Source organism: Spirochaeta isovalerica, from assembly GCF_014207565.1.
Lineage (GTDB): Bacteria > Spirochaetota > Spirochaetia > DSM-2461 > DSM-2461 > Spirochaeta_F > Spirochaeta_F isovalerica.
This window is the reverse complement of record NZ_JACHGJ010000003.1, coordinates 384,844-401,889: the sequence shown is the minus strand read 5'-3', so window position 1 is coordinate 401,889 and position 17,046 is coordinate 384,844. Positions and strand designations below refer to the sequence as shown.

16 protein-coding genes, 6 tRNA genes and 1 rRNA gene are annotated in these 17,046 nt (G+C 45.8%); 3 read left to right on the top strand and 20 right to left on the bottom strand.

Annotated features, from left to right (window positions below):
- The 18 genes from HNR50_RS11430 to HNR50_RS11345 all read right to left on the bottom strand — a co-directional run.
- Window positions 1-570: ribosomal RNA gene (locus HNR50_RS11430) — 16S ribosomal RNA — on the bottom strand; the annotation flags it as partial.
- A gap of 481 nt (window positions 571-1,051) precedes the next feature.
- A complete protein-coding gene (locus HNR50_RS11425) occupies window positions 1,052-1,930 on the bottom strand; it encodes a tetratricopeptide repeat protein (RefSeq protein ID WP_184746893.1) in 879 nt (292 codons plus the stop codon).
- Window positions 1,931-1,934: 4 nt separating this feature from the next.
- A complete protein-coding gene (locus HNR50_RS11420; RefSeq protein ID WP_246433979.1) occupies window positions 1,935-3,002 on the bottom strand; it encodes a uracil phosphoribosyltransferase in 1,068 nt (355 codons plus the stop codon).
- 76 nt (window positions 3,003-3,078) lie between these two features.
- Window positions 3,079-3,843 carry a hypothetical protein gene (locus HNR50_RS11415; RefSeq protein WP_184746892.1) on the bottom strand — a complete coding sequence of 255 codons (765 nt, stop codon included), beginning with the start codon at window positions 3,841-3,843 and terminating at the stop codon, window positions 3,079-3,081.
- A 182-nt stretch (window positions 3,844-4,025) separates the two neighbouring features.
- Window positions 4,026-4,098: transfer RNA gene (locus HNR50_RS11410), tRNA-Lys, on the bottom strand.
- Window positions 4,099-4,258: 160 nt separating this feature from the next.
- Window positions 4,259-4,330, bottom strand: a tRNA-Glu gene (locus HNR50_RS11405).
- A gap of 6 nt (window positions 4,331-4,336) precedes the next feature.
- Window positions 4,337-4,409, bottom strand: a tRNA-Lys gene (locus HNR50_RS11400).
- A gap of 77 nt (window positions 4,410-4,486) precedes the next feature.
- Window positions 4,487-4,558 (bottom strand) — tRNA-Glu (locus HNR50_RS11395).
- 6 nt (window positions 4,559-4,564) lie between these two features.
- Window positions 4,565-4,637: transfer RNA gene (locus tag HNR50_RS11390), tRNA-Lys, on the bottom strand.
- A 118-nt stretch (window positions 4,638-4,755) separates the two neighbouring features.
- Window positions 4,756-4,827 (bottom strand) — tRNA-Glu (locus tag HNR50_RS11385).
- Between the two features lie 91 nt (window positions 4,828-4,918).
- A complete protein-coding gene (locus HNR50_RS11380; protein ID WP_184746891.1) occupies window positions 4,919-6,070 on the bottom strand; it encodes a hypothetical protein in 1,152 nt (383 codons plus the stop codon).
- A complete protein-coding gene (locus tag HNR50_RS11375) occupies window positions 6,070-6,744 on the bottom strand; it encodes a hypothetical protein (protein ID WP_184746890.1) in 675 nt (224 codons plus the stop codon). Before HNR50_RS11375 ends, HNR50_RS11380 begins: the two co-directional genes overlap by 1 nt.
- Window positions 6,745-6,800: 56 nt before the next feature.
- Window positions 6,801-8,039, bottom strand: coding sequence for a hypothetical protein (locus HNR50_RS11370; protein ID WP_184746889.1), 1,239 nt, complete (start codon window positions 8,037-8,039; stop codon window positions 6,801-6,803).
- Between the two features lie 11 nt (window positions 8,040-8,050).
- Window positions 8,051-8,941 carry a hypothetical protein gene (locus HNR50_RS11365; RefSeq protein ID WP_184746888.1) on the bottom strand — a complete coding sequence of 297 codons (891 nt, stop codon included), beginning with the start codon at window positions 8,939-8,941 and terminating at the stop codon, window positions 8,051-8,053.
- 133 nt (window positions 8,942-9,074) lie between these two features.
- Complete coding sequence (gene mtaB, locus HNR50_RS11360; protein ID WP_184746887.1) at window positions 9,075-10,412, bottom strand: tRNA (N(6)-L-threonylcarbamoyladenosine(37)-C(2))-methylthiotransferase MtaB; 1,338 nt, start codon at window positions 10,410-10,412, stop codon at window positions 9,075-9,077.
- Window positions 10,412-11,041: a tetratricopeptide repeat protein gene (locus tag HNR50_RS11355; RefSeq protein WP_184746886.1), complete on the bottom strand. Its 630-nt coding sequence runs from the start codon at window positions 11,039-11,041 to the stop codon at window positions 10,412-10,414. The genes mtaB and HNR50_RS11355 overlap by 1 nt, the downstream gene beginning before the upstream one ends.
- Window positions 11,038-11,406: a bactofilin family protein gene (locus HNR50_RS11350; RefSeq protein ID WP_184746885.1), complete on the bottom strand. Its 369-nt coding sequence runs from the start codon at window positions 11,404-11,406 to the stop codon at window positions 11,038-11,040. The genes HNR50_RS11355 and HNR50_RS11350 overlap by 4 nt, the downstream gene beginning before the upstream one ends.
- 1 nt (window position 11,407) lies before the next feature.
- Entirely contained in the window at window positions 11,408-12,145 is a 738-nt protein-coding gene (locus HNR50_RS11345; RefSeq protein ID WP_184746884.1) for a prephenate dehydrogenase/arogenate dehydrogenase family protein, read from the bottom strand.
- Between the two features lie 160 nt (window positions 12,146-12,305).
- On the opposite strand from HNR50_RS11345, the gene pta reads away from it, so the two are divergent.
- Genes pta through dapA form a run of 3 tightly spaced genes read left to right on the top strand, consistent with a single transcriptional unit; the run spans window position 12,306 to window position 14,992 of the window.
- On the top strand, window positions 12,306-13,304 hold the full coding sequence (gene pta, locus HNR50_RS11340; protein WP_184746883.1) for a phosphate acetyltransferase: 999 nt from the start codon (window positions 12,306-12,308) through the stop codon (window positions 13,302-13,304).
- 50 nt (window positions 13,305-13,354) lie between these two features.
- The gene (gene dapB / locus HNR50_RS11335) at window positions 13,355-14,107 is read left to right on the top strand and encodes a 4-hydroxy-tetrahydrodipicolinate reductase (protein WP_184746882.1); all 753 of its coding nucleotides are present in this window, start codon (window positions 13,355-13,357) and stop codon (window positions 14,105-14,107) included.
- A gap of 9 nt (window positions 14,108-14,116) precedes the next feature.
- Entirely contained in the window at window positions 14,117-14,992 is an 876-nt protein-coding gene (gene dapA / locus HNR50_RS11330; RefSeq protein WP_184746881.1) for a 4-hydroxy-tetrahydrodipicolinate synthase, read from the top strand.
- Between the two features lie 68 nt (window positions 14,993-15,060).
- Here dapA and HNR50_RS11325 read toward each other — a convergent pair whose 3' ends face one another.
- Entirely contained in the window at window positions 15,061-16,041 is a 981-nt protein-coding gene (locus tag HNR50_RS11325) for a hypothetical protein (protein WP_184746880.1), read from the bottom strand.
- Complete coding sequence (locus HNR50_RS11320; protein ID WP_184746879.1) at window positions 16,038-16,976, bottom strand: nucleotidyl cyclase domain-containing protein; 939 nt, start codon at window positions 16,974-16,976, stop codon at window positions 16,038-16,040. Before HNR50_RS11320 ends, HNR50_RS11325 begins: the two co-directional genes overlap by 4 nt.
- Window positions 16,977-17,046 lie beyond the last annotated feature (70 nt).

The following is a 17,046-nucleotide window of genomic DNA, read 5'->3' as shown; positions in this document are numbered from 1 at the left end:
ACGCCCAATAATTCCGAACAACGCTCGCTCCTTACGTGTTACCGCGGCTGCTGGCACGTAATTGGCCGGAGCTTATTCATAAGCTAACGTCATCTAACCGTCATTACCTACGGTTATTATTCTTCGCAAATAAAAGGACTTTACAACCTCTCGGCATTCTTCGTCCACGCGGCGTCGCTCCGTCAGGCTTGCGCCCATTGCGGAAGATTCTTAGCTGCTGCCTCCCGTAGGAGTTTGGGCCGTGTCTCAGTCCCAATGTGGCCGGTCACCCTCTCAGGCCGGCTACTGATCGTCGCCTTGGTAGGCCTTTACCCTACCAACTAGCTAATCAGCCGCAGACTCATCTTAAAGCGAGGCCGAAGCCCCTTTCCTCTATTCACCAAAGTAAAAAGAGATTATCCGGTATTACCCCATATTTCTATGGGCTATCCCCAACTTCAAGGCAGATCATCTACGTGTTACTCACCCGTTCGCCACTCTCAAGACCCCGAAGGATCTCTACCGTTCGACTTGCATGCTTAAAACGCGCCGCCAGCGTTCGTTCTGAGCCAGGATCAAACTCTCCATGATTTATTTAATCACACCGAAGTGCGATTATTTCATCATAAAAAATCTGAAACTCAAAAGTTCATTTTCGTATTCTCTTCCCTTCCCTAATTAACAATAACTGTTAAAGAACCTTAAAAACTGTATGTTGTTTTTAAGCGCTTGATGAACTTAATATTAATATAAAAATTAGTCAACAGACCTTAAGATTTTTTTTTAGAATTTTCCTATTAACACAAGTCTATATTCAGTTGACCTGAGATTCCATCGTGAATAAACTATTTTTAGTGGAAGACAAGAATACTACTGAATATATGAAATGTTTTAATTGCGGCAAATACATTATAACTGATGATGCATACAAAGGCCGATACTGCTCTCTGATTTGCTCAACGCAATATAGCCAGTGCATGACCTGCGGTAATTTCTTCAGCCATAAAGAAGGTTATTCCGATACTTACTGTTGCGAGGAATGCGCTAATAATCTCACTATGGAAAATTAGAATTATAGAAAACCTCTGACCCTTAGATACTCTATCAGCTGAATATTATCTGACAGCTCCTCTCTTTCTGAAAGATCTTTAATTCTTTGCTTATCTGAAAATCCGGCATCAAGAGCTAACACAAGCGTATCATATCCTGTTTTTGATTCATCAAGTTCACACAACTCAATTTCAGCTTTCCTGAATAATACTTCCGCTAAATTTTCATAATCTTTAAGATCTGCAATTCTGTTGTAATACTCAACAGCTTTGAAATAAAGCTGCTCTTCTGAAAAATGCTGAGCCAATCCCAATAATACCGAAGAATTAGCAGGTTCTTTCAAAATGACTTCTTCATACAGTCGAACAAAATCTACCACCTGATCATTTTCCCGGTATAACTCTCCTAATAGCACAGCTGTATCGGAATCCTGTTCAATCTGATACAGTTTTTCCAGAAGCTTTATGGATTCATCAATCCTTACATCTCTAATAATCTTCGCTTTGTTCAATAATGCTGTTGCATCATACTCAAACATATTCAGGATTTGATCATATATTTCAACGGCGCCATCATCATCACCCATGAGATACAAAGAATAGGCTTTAGATTGAAGCAGTATGAGATTCTCCGGATCCTGTTCAAGCAGCGATTCAAACAATTTTAATCCCTGTGAAACCCTACCCGATTCAGTATAGGCCACTGCCAGGTTGAACCTTATTTTGTTTATATAGGGATGCCCTTCAGATTGAGCTTTGGTGTAATATTCTATTGCTTTATCGTAATCCCCGACATCAAAATACGCATTGCCGATATTATAATACTCAGATGCTATTTCTTCAGGTACCGAGCTGCACCCGAAAACAAGAAAAGCGAGGAAAGGAAGCAGTATTTTCTTCAAAGAGTTAACCCAGGACCGTACGTTCAATTTCTCTCACCTGGGAACGATAAAGAGATGCTAGATTTGATCCGTAATCAGCAATAAGCTGAATGATATTTCTGGGATTCTCGTCAAGGTCCACTCCGTTCAGCCTATCTCCCGCATCACCGAGACCGGGGAGAATGTAAGCGGCATCATTCAACACAGGATCCATCCACAACGTGTAGCACGTAATATTTTCTATAGAACGAACAATCTGAAGTGTCCCTTTTAACGCTGATATGACATTAAAAACCTTGATTGATTTGGGTTTGACTCCCTGATCCAACAGATATTTTACGATAGTAACCAGACTCCCTCCGGTTGCATTCATCGGATCTGCAAAAATAAGATCTTTTCCATGAAGACTTTCAAGATCAAAAAAAGACTTATCGAGATCGAGTACATACTCCATATTCTCTTTCATCTTCGAATCATCTCTTTTTATCTTAAACAGAGCAAAAGGCGTCACATAACCGGTAGATGAATACTCCTGGACTTCCTTGGACATAATCATTGAAGGTAGAAGAGCACCTCTGAGCATGACGCACATCACCGAATCCTTTATAGTATCATCTATGTCCGGGATTTTGTGGACAGCAAAATTCTGAACCGGCTGGGCAACGGGAGTCTTCACAATGAGATGATTCTTACTGACTGCAGCCCCGCTCCCATAGGCCAGATTAAAAAGAAGTTCAAAAGCTCTTTGAACATAATAGACAAACTCATCGTGTGCCGTTCGTTTATCGCGCAGCTTGGCGATAAGCCTGGAAACCTCTCCGTGTGAAGGTTGAGGCATCTCAAAAGAATAAACCTTGATATCCTTTTCCGAAGCTGTAACTTCCCTCATCAGCGTCCCCATCTTATCATAGAGATCTATTATTTTGTCAGTTTCTCTTTTAACAAGCGAAGGGTTTGTTTTTCCTGCTGAAAGCTGCTTATATGATTCAATTGCTGAAGAATACAATGTATTCATCTTTTTTATATTTTCTTTATCACCATCTGTTAAATAACCATCAAGGTCCGCAGCTTTCAATACAATATTATTACTCAAGGCAAAACTCCGATAAACAACAATTTTCAAATATTATAACATAAAAAAACCGCTCCTTCTACAGAGCGGTTTAAAATCAGAATCCAATTCCGAATGTCGCTGAAGCCGATAAGCCCCGACTGGATTCAAGTAGATCCGTTCCGATAAGATCGAATACAAGTTTAAATTTTCCTTTTTTGACTGGATCAATCCTTATACCTGTATTAAATGCCCCTCTATCACGGGCATTTATAGATGCTCTTTCTGCAAAGGAATAATTACTGAAATCGGAAATCCAGAATACATAATTCTTAAAGACCTGAGGAGCCAAAGCCAGTTCAAACCCCATAGAGAAAGCAAAGTTGGAAGAAATGCTACCGGCTTCCAGCATCCGCCAACCGAACATCATGGTTGTTACCGCAGGCCATTTGAAAAAATTCCCGCTATATGATGCGACTAGATAAGGTGTCAGATAGACATCGGATGAGCCTCCGACGTTTGAAAGATCCCCCATAACGCCCATAGCCACGGCAGAACCACCGTTCATATAAAACTGAAATTTCCCATGATAGAGAAAATCCCAATCATCTCCACCTCTAATATTAAAGGCGACTCCGATTTCCGCTTTTTTGAGAAAACTAAAAGTTACCCTCGGAACATGAGCTGTTCCATTCCCATAGAGAAAAGAATAACCGAAATCGAGCCCCAGATCGGAATACTCCCAACCGATTCGCGCTGTCGGTGTCGTGACAATTCCGGTAGCTCCGTTGACGCTATTACCTTTTACAGAAGACTGAGAACTGACAGCAAAAGGTACTACAAAAATAAGTACAAATACAATTGATAAGATTTTCCTCTTCATTTCACACCCTTAATAGAATTATTTATTAATAGAATATATCAAAATAAAAATAATACAAACATAAAAAAGATATTTAGAAAAGGGTAAAATTCAGGGCATCCGGTCCTGAGAATCCCCGAAAAAACGAGTATGTGTTAAAATTTTGAAATAAAAAAAAAGCAGCTGAAAAGCTGCTTTAAAAATGAGCCGCGCTGGGTTCGAACCAGCGACCCACGCCTTAAAAGGGCGTTGCTCTGCCAGCTGAGCTAGCGGCCCGAGTTCGCATGGGCGAGCAGCAAGTAATCTTGCGACCAGCCCCAGGATGCATGGGCGAGCAGCAAGCATGCTTGCGGCCAGCCCCAGGATGCATGGGCGAGCAGCAAGTAATCTTGCGACCAGCCCGGTCTGCGGTTTTAAAGATGCCGCAAAATCTGTTCATCTCCTAGGGGAATCGAACCCCTGTTGCCGGGATGAAAACCCGGTGTCCTAACCCCTAGACGAAGGAGACTTAAAATGAGCCGCGCTGGGTTCGAACCAGCGACCCACGCCTTAAAAGGGCGTTGCTCTGCCAGCTGAGCTAGCGGCCCGAGGTCGCATGGGCGAGCAGCAAGTGTGCTTGCGACCAGCCCGAGGATGCGGTTTTAAAGATTCCGCAAAATCTGTTCATCTCCTAGGGGAATCGAACCCCTGTTGCCGGGATGAAAACCCGGTGTCCTAACCCCTAGACGAAGGAGACTTGAAATGAGCCGCGCTGGGTTCGAACCAGCGACCCACGCCTTAAAAGGGCGTTGCTCTGCCAGCTGAGCTAGCGGCCCGAGGTCGCATGAGCAAGCTGCAAGTAATCTTGCGACCAGCCCCAGGATGCATGAGCGAGCAGCAAGCTTGCTTGCGACCAGCCCGGTCTGCGGTTTTAAAGATGCCGCAAAATCTGTTCATCTCCTAGGGGAATCGAACCCCTGTTGCCGGGATGAAAACCCGGTGTCCTAACCCCTAGACGAAGGAGACATAAGTTCTGATTGAGCAACAATATGATGTGTCCAACCGACCTTGAGGAATGTATCAATTCCTGAAAAAAGTGTCAATTAGTAATTGGAAATTAATAGGAAAAATCAATTCCCAACATCATATTGTATACGGGCATAATACCCGGCTGCGTTCCCATCTCCCTGCCGTAAACTGCAAGGTTAATTTTAAAAATGTGCAAATCCAATCCCGCACCGACTGAAGGCAGACCTTCATAGACCCCCAATCTCAAGGATAGGATATCAAAAATAGTAAATTCAAAACCCAAACCGAAATGCAAAAGTATATGCCTTGCCTGATCTCCATCAACAAGAAAATCAAAGATATCATTATAATCGAACAGGAGTTTCATGTTCCCGATCAATCCCCTGAATAATGAAACATGGGGCGTATACATAAACCCGAACGAATAATCCGCATTAACTGCTGAATAAACAAACTCCGGAGATTCTCCTTCAGTTAACGATGTTATGGAACCATATCGAAACATAAAAAGAGGGGTATAAATATCCCGGAATGCCAAAGCGAAATGGAGAGTATCGCGCCAGATGTATTTCATTCCGACATCTATGCCGACACCAAAGCCCATATCAAGAGGAAGGGAATCTAATGAAATCAATGAGGACAGGTCATCAAAAGCTCCCATGATGTCGGTAAAAGATTTTGCTGCGCTGACTTCCGAACGGAAGAACAACTTGGTCAGAAAACCATAATTAAATTTGTTACCTGTATTCGGAAACTCAACACCCCAGGAATAACCGAAGACTCCTCCCAGATCTGCTGTAGCTGTAATGGTGGCATTCTGAGTCAGACTCGGTACATAGAGATCTGTAGAGATGTTGTTAAAGACACCCCAGGCAAAGTTATTCCGTATACTTCCGACAGCTATAGGCCCGGTTAAAGCCAATGCGATTCTGGAATTCCCAAGTTCTGCCAGCATATCCTGATACTGACCACTCTCGATCCCCAGGAGAATACTAGACAAAGGGCCCCTTAAAAGGATGTTGAGATTAGCAACCGTCAAATCTCCCTTTACTTCCCGAAAACCGGCTGGATTATTGAATAAAGTAGAAAAATCATCAGTCAGCGCAGCATGAGGACCGCCCAGAGCTTCGCTTCGGGGAGAAAGAGATGTAAACGAAGTGCTCTCACCTATAAGATTTGTATAGATAAGAAAAAAAATTAAACCTGAAATTACTATGCGCAATAAGGATCTTCCTGCCATCAGGGAAATACAACTCCTTTCGATATCAGATCGGCCTGATTGTCCAGTAATTGCGTTTGAAGGTCCTCCGGAAGAATCTCCATCGCGTAAACAAGAGACTGAACGGCCTGTTTCACATCCGGATTATCAGCAACCGGATCGTCACTGAGAAACTCATCAACAGTCAATCCCGCATCATTAGCTTCATTGGTAACGGCTGCTGCGCTCCCCGCAGCGGCAAAAAGCCACATATCAGGAGGAACTGATCCGGGATCAGAGGCTTCGGCATTGGCAATCATAACAGCAACGTCTTCGAGAGCATCAAGATCGAAATCGGAATTGGTGAAAATTGAAAAGAGATCCTCCGGATTACCGCTGCCTTCCGACAGCACTTCCGTTGCCTCCAGCAGAGATGAAGCATCATTCAGACCTGATATACCGAGAGCCAACTCAGCAGCCTCAATATAGAGTTCTGCGGCTTCTTCACCGGTGGCATCGGCCGCCTCTTCTATGATCCGATCAAAAAGCTCAGCCATAATCTCCGGATCTCCGGAAGAGATAGCTTCATCTACAGAGATATCACTGTAATCGGCAACGCCCTGAAACCAGCTTGTCGTGAAAAAAGCTTCACATGATGAGATTGTTATAAATAAAGGCAGGAAACATAGAAATGTAAATAAATATTTAATTTTCATAATCCCTTCCTCATATAGAGACGGATCAAACCGCCTCTATATAAGTATAGTAGGGACTAGAATCGGAAAGCAAATTCCACTGCGGCACCCATCTGCTGATTGCTTCCGGAGTGAGAACCAGTTTCAATGGAATAGAGAGCCGCGTTAAGTTCTCCGATTACGAAGTCGATCCCCAAACCGGCTGAGAGATAGCCTGAAGCATATCCTGCCCGTAGAGAGAGAAAACTCAGTAACCGAACCTCGGCTCCGGCATGGAGATTCACCCAGAAAGACTGGGCATCGTAATCAGCGACTTTATCGTCAATGATCATGGGAATGACGTATTCGATATGTGCTTTTGGATCGACAAACCGGCTGAGCCTTCCCAGATCGGGATGGATGGCAGCCCCGAGACGCAGTGTCATAGGTGTTACGTAATCGAGACCGGTATATTCCTCTCCGTGAAGAGGATCGCCCATCAGACTGTCGAGATTCGTTGACTGATAAAGATAACGGGTATGTCCGATATCGCGGAGAGAGGCTCCGAAGGAAAACATACTGATTTCAGCAATGGCTCCCACATCAAAACCGATGGCAAAACCAGTGAGAGCATCGATTGTGGAAAGATCGATCTCATCAGATCCGTCTCCGCCACCCATAAATCCGAGAACAGTGTTAATATTGATATCCTTGACTTTAACTCTCCACATGGGACGGATGTCCGCACCGACAGCGAGCTTCATAAAGCCGAAGTCAAATTTATGCGCGTATCCACCGACTAAAGCGGTAGTGGCTGTTATATCTCCACTGATCCCGAGAATATTATCCGTCTGGGGAAACATCATATCAACTGTATTGATAAATCCGAAACCGAAACCGTAACCGACATATCCGATACCGGCCTGAACTCCGGCGCCGATGCCGTTTGTGGAACTCTGATTGAGAATGGCATCGATAATGGCATCCTGAGAGGCATCATCAGCCTGAGCGAGATCTTCCTTCAGAGTGAAAGGGTTAATCATAGCATAGGGCAAAACACCTAATACCGTGACTTCTCCCCGTTCCTTCTTCTCAACCACTCTTTCACCGTCTTCATTTTCGCTTTCAACATATTTGTATGTTTTGCTCATGGCAAACCCGGCGGGATTCGTCATAAGGGCATTGAATCCGCTGGCTATGGCTGTGAAGGAACCGCCCTGAGCCATGATTTCCGGGCTCTGCCAACCGAAGGGGATATCGTATTCGAAAATGGCTTCAGCTGAAAGAGAAACCGTTGTTATTGCTGCAATTAATGCTATTGTGATTATTTTTCTCATCTGTCAGCCTCCTACATATTTTCGAACGAACTGAGATCGAATCCCTGTCCTACGACTTCAGCGAGCCCGTCGCCGAGAATGACGTTGATATACTCTTCCGTTGTAGCGTCGTCCGGTAACGGATCGCCATTTTCATATGTTGGATCTCCTATATCAGGCATATCACTGCCATTGACTATGACATCGGCCAATGCTGCAATTGCAAGCTCGTCATCAGTAGCTCCAGGATTAGCTGCAACGATGTCCGGATCAATTGAAGAAGTGTCCATATTCTGGATGATAAAAGCAGTCATACCGGAAATCATTGCCGTAGCGGCCGTTTCCCCGGGATTAACTTCAGAACTGGGATCCTGACCGGCTACAATTGTATCCCCGTAAAACTCCAAAGCATCGGCTGCCGCCAGAAATGCGGCTAGCTGTTCTTCAACCGCTGTCTGCTGTTCCGCCGGCGTCAAAGTTTCATCCAGGACGAACAGATCGGGAATAATTGATGCGGGATCATCCATGTCGGGAGAATCTTCCCCTTCATCACCGGCTATAAATCCTGTAAGCAGATCGTTTACATTGTTTATAGTTTCATCAGCTTCGGTCGTTGCCAGATGAACATCGGCAAGAAGCAGCGCCGCTTCCTGGTCATCCGAATCGGCGTCGGCAGCATCTTCAGGAAGAGATGCTTCCAGAATATCAATGACATCATCGGCCAGTTCGGGATTGTCTGCCAGGGCATCAAGAAATCCGTCATCTCCGGCTTCATCAAGAATATCATCAACGTTGTCGAAAGAGTCGGGAAGAGAGTAATTATCTATCCCCCCGAAAATATTCGTCATAAAAGGATTGCCGCTGCAAGACGCGATGACAGCAATAATAAGCAAAGAGATTAAGCTTTGCATGATTTTCTTCATAACTTTCCTCCGTTATGTATGAAAAGGGAGTGACATTTATTAATTAGGTACTTAATACTATATACCGTAGACTCTTGTTTTTAAACCGAAAAATCCGGATAAATCACTAAATACAACAGTCACATACTCATCTTTACTGAAATTTGTGAAAAACTGCAGACCCCGTCCCCGCCGAAAGATCCTTTATCTTACAAACAGCCATCTGACCCGCTTGGGCACCTTTATCAACATTCTCAACAGCAAAGCGAATATATGTCTCTGAAAAACCGTACCACAGACCGTTATCATCACAGTGCTCCAGGAGAATAACGGCTTCTTTTCCGATTGATCTGGATATGTAGGATTTATAGGATTCTTCTGAAGCTTTCCTCAAACGGGCCGCCCGAAGAACCGTTTCCCTTTCCGGTACCTTGGGAGTTATATCATAGGCTTCCGTTCCCGGTCTGGGGGAAAAGGGGAAGACATGGGCTCTGGCAAAATTGAGTTCCGTGATAATTTTCATAGACTCTTCCAGATCGCTTTCCGTCTCACCGGGAAATCCGGCGATAATATCTGCCGCGATAAAAGGATCATCCTTAACGACCCGGAGTTGTCTGACGGCTTCCCGTATGGTTTCCGATGTGTAGTTACGGCGCATGGCTTTGAGTATAACATCTGAGCCGGATTGAACCGAGAGATGAAAATGAGGACAGATCCTCTCGTCGGCCAGTACACCGCACATCTGCTCCGTCAGAGTATCCGGTTCCAGAGATGAGAGCCTTATTCGGAATCCTCTGGTTTCTTCCAGTATCTTTTTCAGCAATCCGGCGAGATCAAGATCTCCCGATTGATAGGAGTCGATATTGATTCCTGTCAGAACCACTTCCCGGTAACCTTTTCCAGCAAGCTGGTTGAGGCGGTTTATTATTTCATCGGAATCGAGACTGACCGAAGCACCCCTTGCAATGGTGACACGGCAGTAGGCGCAACTATTATCGCACCCGTCCTGTATTTTCAGGAAAGCCCGGGAATGAAAATTGAAATCGGCCGGAGAGTAGCGGAACCGTTCGCCTCCGTCGGGTTTCGATGTAGCGAGATGTTCCTGCAGCCATAAAGCGGTGCGGCTTTTCAATTCCCTGAGATCAAACCGGTAAGATCCTATAAAGGCCGCCAGATCCAGAATCGTATCTTTATCGTCGAGAGATACGGTTACAACATTATCTCCCAGAGAGAGCACTTCCTCCTCCTCCATCTGCACATAGCAACCTGTAGCTATGACGAGAGAGGAATTGTTGTCGCGGGAGAATTTTCTGATCATTCTCCGGGCTTTCTGTTCGCTTTTGGATGTAACGGTACAGGTATTGACAACGTATATGTCCGCCTGATTATCAGAGGACACAATCGAGACGCCCTGTTCACGGAAAGCGGAAACCAGGGCTTCCGTCTCAACCTGATTCAGTTTACACCCCAATGTATAGAAAGCGGCTTTCACTATCTGGTCCTGATCCTGTTCAGCGCTCTTGTCGCTTCAGCAAATGAGGGATCAAGATCCAGGGCTTTGTTATAGGCCGTTTCCGCACCTTTGAAATCCTCTGCCAGTTCGCGGGAATACCCCAGGCGGTACCACCATCTTGTGACGGAAGGGGCGTGATAAAGAGCTGTGGAAAAGGCGATATCGGCGTGATTGTATTTCGCCTGTGTAATGTAGATTTCTCCCATGAAGTTGTAGACCCGGGCGATTCTGTCCCCCAGAGGAGCCTGAACCGTATAGAGTTCGAAAAACTTCAGGGCATTGGAAGCGCTCCCTTTGAAATAGTAGGCTTCCCCGAGCGCTTCGGTAATTCTGCTGTCATAGGGAGATAGATCTTTCGCGCGGTTCCCGTAAGTGATGGCTTCATCATATCTTTTTTCCACGATAAGCGACCATAAGAGAACTGTGTAGGCGTCCATTTTGGCACGAAGGCTGCTATCAGGGAGAGTTTCTATCTCTTCGAGAGTGATGTCTATAGCCACTTTGTATTTTCCTTCACGGAAATTTTTCAGCGCATCTCTTTTCTCCTGGGCGGAGAGAAGCATGGAGGCTGTAATAATTAATGTGGCGATCAGCAGTCTTTTGTTCATGATGTTTCTCCTCCAGCCGGTCTCATCCGGCTTATTCCGTCAAAAAGGCATCCCGGTTCCATAACGATTCTCGGCGCTGTGATATCTCCGATCACCTCGGCAGATCCCTGGAGCTCGACTTTGGAATGAGCTGTAATGTTCCCGCGGACTTTACCGCGGACAACTACAGAATGAGCTGCGATTTCCGCATTCACCACGGCGTTGCTGTCGATATAAAGATCGCCGGTTGCATTAATGCTTCCGCTGAAGGCTCCTTTTATCATAAGAGGTTTGGAGAATGAGACATCCCCCTCAAAACTGATATCTTCGGCCAGGACCGTATCGAGTTTTTTTTCGTCTATGCGTTTTGAATGGATTTCAGCCATTTCATTTTTCTCCTATGCTCTCAATGGAATCTAATTTTACCAGCATTTCCTCGATTGATGAATGGAGTTTTTTTCTCATTTCTTCCGTATAGGGATTGAATTTCTGCAGATCGACAAAAAGCTGCCATTTATCGTTGCAGGTCTGCTGTACAATATCGAGCAGATCCTCATAACCGGTTGTTGAAATGCGGCTCGGTTCGAGGTTCAGCAGATCCAGTGTTCTTCCAATGAAGTGAGTAATACCCTGGGAATAAGCGGCTTCCCGGTCATGATCCTTTGCCGTCAGGGTCTCAATGCGCAGACCGAGAGAAGTAAACAGATCCAGAACAGTCTTCAGAGATCCGTCATCAATTCTTTCAGGGCACAGGGCAACCGGCAGACCCGCGACTCCGTTCCTTCCGGAATCGGGACCGAACATGGGATGTGTTCCCAGAATCTGAACGGAAGCGGGAAGACGCTTTTTCATGGTCTCGAGGGGATGAACTTTTACCGAACAGGTATCGGCGACAATCATGCCCTCTTTCAGAAAGGGAGCGATTCTATCGCAGACTTCTCCTACGGAGGAAATCGAGTTGCAGAGGAAAAGAAGATCGCTCTTACAGACGTTTTCTTCCGAAACGAAGAGGACACCTTCCGGTGCGGAACTGCTGCGCGAATAGGCCTGAACATCAGCTACCCGGCTCAAGGTTGAAGCCCAGAAGGAACCGAATCGACCGAGACCGTAAATTCCAATTTTCATAATGGGGCAATGTTACAATAAAAAAAACGTTCTGAACAGTTCTTTGAAATTATATAAATAATTATTTTCACCTGCGGGCGGTTGTATTCCCCTTATGGAATTGTCTATATTTTAATAATAATTAAGTTGTCAAACACAGTTAAATATATAGGAGAATCCAATGTCATTCGTTGAAGAGATGAAAGCCAAAGCAGTCAGCATGGGTAAAAAACTCGTTCTACCCGAAGGAACAGAACCGAGAACCATTCAGGCGGCAAGAATTATCTGCGATGAAAAAATCGCTTCGGAAGTAACCCTTGTGGGAAATAAATCCTCAATTGAAAAAGCCGCGGAAAGTCTGGGTGTCGATCTGTCGGGAATTACCATATCCGATCCTGCCGATTCAGACAGACTCTCCGCTTACGGAAAAGAGTACTTTGAGCTGCGAAAACACAAAGGCGTAAGCGAGTCCGATGCTGTTGAAGGGATCAAAGATCCTCTGAAATGGGGTGCCATGATGGTTCGTCTAGGCGACGCGGATGCCATGGTGGCAGGAGCCGACAATGCAACGGGAAAAGTTCTAGTCGCCGGTTTCACCATTATCAAAACAGCACCCGGCGTCAGCTCTGCCTCATCATGCTTTGTCATGGATTTTCCCGATAAAAAATGGGGCAAGGACGGCCTTATGATTTTCTCCGACTGCGCGACGATCCCCGAACCGACGACGGAACAGCTCGCCGAGATTGCTATCCAGGCATCGACATCCTGCAAAACCTTCCTGCAGACAGAACCGGTAACCGCCATGTTATCCTTTTCGACAAAAGGTTCGGCCAAGCATCCCAATGTGGATAAGGTCCTCGACGCCCTGGCTATGGTAAAAGAGAAAGCTCCCGAACTGAACATAGACGGAGAAATGCAGCTTGATGCAGCCATCATCCCTTCTGTGGGTGAAAAGAAAGCTCCCGGATCCAAAGTGGCGGGAAAAGCCAATACGCTGATATTCCCCGATCTTCAGTCGGGAAATATCGGATACAAACTGGCTCAGAGATTCGGAAACGCCGGAGCCTACGGCCCCTTCCTCCAGGGATTTGCCAAACCGATTTCCGACCTTTCCAGAGGCTGTTCGGTCGAAGATATCGTCAATACCTGTGCGGTGACGATGACACAGGTTGAAAACTGATAACAAGGCCGTTGCACAACGGCCTTTTTCATATGCAGAGGTTTTAAGTTATGAATATTGTGATAAACGGATACGGCAGGATGGGTCATCAGATTGAAGAGATTCTTCTGGAAAGAGGCGATACTGTTTCAGCCCGAATCGACATCAGCGGCAGGAGCGATTACCCGGATCTGACCGGAGCAATCCTGAATGAACTGAAGCCCGATGCGGTTATCGAGTTTGCCACGGAGGATTGCGTGGTCAAACACGCGGAAATCTGCTCTAAAGCCGGCGTACCTCTGGTCGTCGGAACCACGGGCTGGAGTGACAGGGTCGGGAAAGTCAAGGAAATCATTGAATCCAACAACTCCGCATATCTTTACGGTTCCAACTTCTCCGTAGGCGCTCATATGTTTTTCGCTCTTGTTGAAAAAGCGGCGGCTATGATAAATCCCCTTCCGGAGTACGATATATTCATGACGGAGTTTCACCATAATAAAAAGGTGGATTCTCCTTCGGGAACAGCTTTGACAACGGCACACAAAATCATAGAGAATAACAACAGGAAGACTGAAATTGTCATAGACCCTCTGCAAAGGAAAATAGAAGAGAACGAATTGCATGTCGCTTCCGTCAGAGGGGGAAGCGTACCGGGAACCCATTCTGTCTACATGGACAGTCTGGCCGATACGATCGAGATTACCCACAGAGCGAGAAGCCGGAAAGGTTTTGCCATGGGATCTGTTCTGGCGGCACAGTGGCTTATGGGCAAAAAGGGTTTCTTCACAATAGAGGATTATATCAAAGACCTTCTGGGTCAATAGGAGTAAAGTATGTTTTCAGGCGTTTATACGGCTCTGGTCACCCCATTTGACCGTAAGGGAGAACTGGATCGGGAAAAACTGAAAGAATTGGTTGATTTCCAGATCGGCGAAGGAATTTCGGGGCTTGTTCCCGTCGGCACGACAGGAGAAAGCCCCACTCTGTCCATAAAAGAAAATATTGAAGTCATAGACCTGGTGGTAAAGGGTTCTGCCGGCCGGAAGAAAGTTATTGCCGGGACGGGTTCCAACTGTACTTCCGAAGCGCTTGAAATGACGAAAGCGGCCAAAGATATTGGTGCAGATGCAAGTCTTCAGGTTGCCCCATATTACAACAAACCTACACAGGAAGGACTTTACCGCCATTTCATGACTATTGCCGACGAGGTCGACCTGCCTCTTGTCGTCTACAATATCCAGGGGCGGTCCGGGGTGAACATTGAGACAGACACGCTGATGCGCCTGGCGAAACACCCCAACATAGTGGCCGTAAAAGAAGCCAGCGGGAATCTGGGACAGATGATGGATGTCATCAGCCGGAAACCAGAGGATTTCGCCCTTCTCTCAGGAGACGACAATATTGCCATGCCCGTGACATTGATGGGAGGGAACGGCGTTATCTCGGTTGCCAGTAACCTGATTCCCGCCCAGATGGAAGCCATGATCGGCGCAGCTCTCAAGGGAGATGTGGAGACAGCCAGGGATATGCACTACAAACTCCTTCCGCTTTTCAAGGCCATGTTCCTGGAGACCAATCCCCTGCCGGTGAAAACGGCAATGGCTATAATGGGAAAAGTGGAGGAAATCTTCCGTCTGCCTCTATGCCCCTCTTCCGGGGAAACAAAGGAAAAACTGAAAGAGGTTCTGAAAGGACAGAATCTTATTTGACTCAAACCGGCTTCCGAGCCGGTTTTTTTTCACGTCCCGGAATAGAATCGCCTTTAATCCGGCATACCTTATCGGTGAACCTTTTTCATTCTTTTGATATGACGACCTTCGAACATTCCCTGATCGACAAAAAATTCTCTCAGCCGGAGCGGAATGAATTTCTCAGCCTCTTCAGTTATATAAAGACTATCCCTCTGAGAGAAATTGTTTCCGATGTGAAATATGGAATTTACCGAGTCGGAGATGAGCTCACTCGTAAAGCCCCGGTCCTCATATATGGTTTCCCCGATATGGATTACCAGATGATATGTCATGCCGATGTCGAAATCGGGATTTTCCGTTGAAATGATCTGCCGGTTCATAAAAAGCCGGAAAGCTTCTCTGATTACATCCAGTTTCTTCCCGTCAAAGGGAAATAAAACGATTCCCCCCGTATCGGACCACATCCAGAACCGGCCCATCAGCGGCTCGACAACATTATTGAGTATGTTGTAAAAACTCCTCATAAAATGCTCGTATTTATCGCTTCCCAGTTTCACCTTCCATTCGCTGTAATCATCGACTTCAGCGAACAGCATACCGAATGTGTAATTCCGGCCCGTAACAATCGATGTCCAGTTGTCACCGCTGAGCTCCGCTTTTTCATCGAAGATCTCCATAACCGGTTCAGGTTCGAATTCCCTGGCCAGAATAAAGCGGGATACGATTTTCAGTCTGATCGGAGAAAATGTGCCGGAGAAGACTTTACCCCCCACATAGTCCGATGCACCATTGTGAAAAAGACGCCCCACATCGTTTATAAGCCCATCGGGGTCAATCACTCCGAAATTTTTCTCTTCCAACAGAGAAAAGCAATCAATCATTTCAGAGATTTTATCCTGCCGGAAATTCCTGATATCTATGTAGAAGAGCGTATCGGCAGGCATTTTGTGTATCTCTTCCTGGTAATTTTTCCAGGGGAGGTAGTAAATCGAGTGCTCCATTGAAGATTCGATTTCTGCGAAAAAACGATGAACATCTTCAAAGGCGGAAAGAACAGCAACAATCAATGGTCACACTCCCAGCGGATTCTGTAGTTGTAGCAATCGGTTTTCAGATTCCGTTTCATAGTGTCGAACTGACGGGCAATAAGGGGATCGAGCATAACGTAAACCGTCCGGCTGATGGAAAGCGAATCTGTTTCCGTATTATTCTTTTCTAATTCCTTGATAGTGATGATGGTTTCGCTTCTATCCAGATCGGAAGGATTGCCGCAATAGTGACAGGGGCCGCTGTGAACGGCGATCCTGATATTGAGAATATCATCGAGACGGCTGTTCAATCTGTTATAAATAAACAGCTGGTGGAGAATTTCCATTCCCGAGAGCACAGCAGACTGATGGATATTCCGTCCGAAATAAAACGCCGCGAGACCGCCGTCACCTTCCCAGTTCCAGATTCTGGCGTTTCTTTTTTCTACAGTTCTGGTGACGATGCTTTTAAAATCGGCGTAAGTCGTTCTGATCACATCCGAAGGATACTTTCTGACGAGGTCCGAATTGCCGACGATATCCACACGCAGAAAAGAAAAGGTGTCTTCATCGGATCGAAGCACGCCCCAGTTCGCCGTGCGCCTGACCTCGGGGTCTTCGATGAACATTTTCCGGTTCGGTTCATAGATATACCCCTGCTCCAGAATATCATTCAGAAGCTCCCGGAGATAAGGGATTCTGTACTGACGCGTTTTAAGTCCCTCTTCCTGAATGCGGATGAGAATGGTGACGAACTCGAGATAGAGACCCAGCGTGTTCACATCATCCACGATCTGCCTGGCGACTTCACGGGGCGGCATGGGCATATTCCGGGGAAAACCTGTTCTGTTGTAAATATAGTCGGAATCGTATCCGGTCATGAGAAGATTAGCCACATTAAGCATGGTTTTTATGTCAAGAGCTTCTGTAAGACTGTTAATGGCCAATGTTCTCACATGACGTTTCATAACCATAAGATGTTTCCTGTTCTCTCTGTTATAAGTATACAGGAAAAGAAAAAACTAACAATTAAAACTAAAAAAG